This is a genomic window from Streptomyces sp. NPDC086549, from assembly GCF_044746205.1.
Lineage (GTDB): Bacteria > Actinomycetota > Actinomycetes > Streptomycetales > Streptomycetaceae > Streptomyces.
The window spans coordinates 1-2,179 of record NZ_JBIVBS010000062.1; the positions used below are offsets into that span (position 1 = coordinate 1).

General features: G+C 66.7%; 1 protein-coding gene. It reads left to right on the forward strand.

Annotation, left to right across the window (positions count from 1 at the left end; genetic code table 11):
• Window positions 1-598: 598 nt before the first annotated feature.
• Window positions 599-2,062, forward strand: coding sequence for a group II intron reverse transcriptase/maturase (gene ltrA, locus ACIPSA_RS51355; RefSeq protein WP_402649240.1), 1,464 nt, complete (start codon window positions 599-601; stop codon window positions 2,060-2,062).
• The last annotated feature ends 117 nt before the right edge of the window (window positions 2,063-2,179 follow it).

Consider the following 2,179-nt stretch of genomic DNA (forward strand, 5'->3'; position numbering starts at 1 on the left):
GTGTGCGCCGTGAGGCGCTTGTTGTTCGAGCGGAGGTGAAAGACCACCGCCATCGTCCTGTCGCAGCAGGGCGGTTGAAGCTGAGGGCAGCCTGAACCGGGAGGTGCCAGGAAGGGCGGGAAGCAGCCCTGACAAAGCCGGGACGTGCCAGTACTGCCAGATGGTGCGGGTCCGGCGAGCGAGACGGAGAGGAGTACGCGAGGAACCGGCGTCTACGCCTCCTTTAAGGCAAGCCAGCTCGAACCTGGTGGATCTGGGCTGGATGCGGTGCGTCCCTGCTGGATATTCGGCCGGCGGGGAACTTGCCGGGAGATCTATTGCGGTCGCCCGGGGAGGCCACGGTGAAGTGCTGCGGGGTAGCCGTGGCGAGGCCGCGGGGGCATAGCCGGGCTCCTACTCCGACGATCGAACAACGAGTGAACACGGGAACCGTCCCGGTCCTCGCCCTTGAACCGCACGCCCAGTGCGGCGGGAGGGCTGGGCCCATCGTCGGCCGATCGGGCCGGGACGGGGCGGAGCCGCCGTAGTACTCCGAGCCGGGGAGAGCCTGGCACATGGGGAAGGGCGGCAGCGGTTTCGAGAAGGGAAGGAGGCTGCAATGCCGAAAGACGCGCCGTTGAACAGTGGTGCCCCCGAGGCCCCGTTGGGGTCTCACCAGCGGGTATCGGGGATGCAGGCCAAGCTTCACCGTTGGGCGGCGGCCGACGACGGCCGCAGGTTCGACGATCTGTTCAACCTCGTATGCGACCCGGCGACGCTGCTCGTGGCGTTCGAACGAGTCGCGGGCAACAAGGGAGCCCGAACCCCGGGCGTCGACGGCCTCACGGTCGTCAACGTCGAGCGAGAACTCGGTCTCCCGGGCTACCTGGAGGACCTGCGACGCGTACTGAAGACGGGTGAATTCCGTCCGTTGCCGGTACGCGAACGTAAGATCCCCAAGCCCGGCGGGAGCGGGAAGGTGCGCAAGCTCGGCATCCCGACCGTCTCCGACCGGGTGGTCCAGGCGGCCCTCAAGCTGGTGCTGGAACCGATCTTCGAGGCCGACTTTCTGCCGGTCTCCTACGGTTTCCGGCCCATGCGGCGCGCACACGACGCGATCGCCGAGATCCACCGCTACGGCACCAACGGCTACCGCTGGGTGCTGGACGCGGACATCGAGGCGTGCTTCGACTCCATCGACCACACGGCCCTGATGGACCGGGTGCGAGCGCGAGTCAAGGACAAGCGCGTGCTGCTGCTGGTCAAGGCATTCCTCAAGGCCGGAGTCCTCATCGAGGGCGGCAACCGCGAGGAGACCTTCACCGGCACTCCGCAGGGCGGCATCCTCTCCCCGCTGCTGGCGAACATCGCTCTGTCTGCACTCGATGAGCACGTGATGGAGCCATGGGAACCGGGCGGGCGGATGTCCACCAGAGGCAGGCGGGCGCACCACCGTCACCACGGCCGCCCGAACTGGCGCATCGTCCGCTACGCGGACGATTTCGTCGTTCTGGTCGACGGCAGCCGCGACGATGTCGCCCGCCTTCGCGAGGACATCGCCGACGTTCTGCACCCCCTCGGGCTGCGGCTGTCACCGGCCAAGACCCAGATCGTGCACATGTCGGACGGGTTCGACTTCCTGGGGTTCCACATCCAGTGGCGCCGCAAGCGAGGCTCGAACAAGTGGTACGTCTACACCTTCATCGCCGAGAGGCCCATCCGGCAGTTGAAGGACAAGATCCGTGCCCTGACGAACAGAACGTCGCAGCAGGACCCCGGGGCCGTGCTCAGAAGGATCAACCAGATCCTGCGCGGCTGGGTCAACTACTTCAAGCACGCAGCCTGCAAGATCACCCTGAAAGCCCTGGACCACTTCGTATGGCGACGGGTCACCAGTTGGTGGATGGTGCTGCACCGCTGGAGGTGGAAGGACGTCCGCCGACGCTTCACCGACCACACCGGCCGGTGGAAGAAGCTGTCGGCGGGCGGGATCGAACTCTTCCCCATGGTCTCGACAGCGGTCACCCGCTATCGCTACCGGGGCAACACGATCCCCAACCCATGGATCCTCAACCACGCTTGAGCGGCAGAGACCGTGGAGAGCCCGGTGCGGTGAGAGTCGCACGCCGGGTTCGGCGAGCGGCACGGAGAAACGGACCGGTGGCAACACCGGCACCGCGCTCCGTGCCGACTCAACAGT

Coding starts and splice junctions, on each gene's coding strand:
- ltrA (WP_402649240.1), top strand. CDS start 599: ATGCCGAAAGACGCGCCGTTGAACAGTGGTGCCCCCGAGGCCCCGTTG.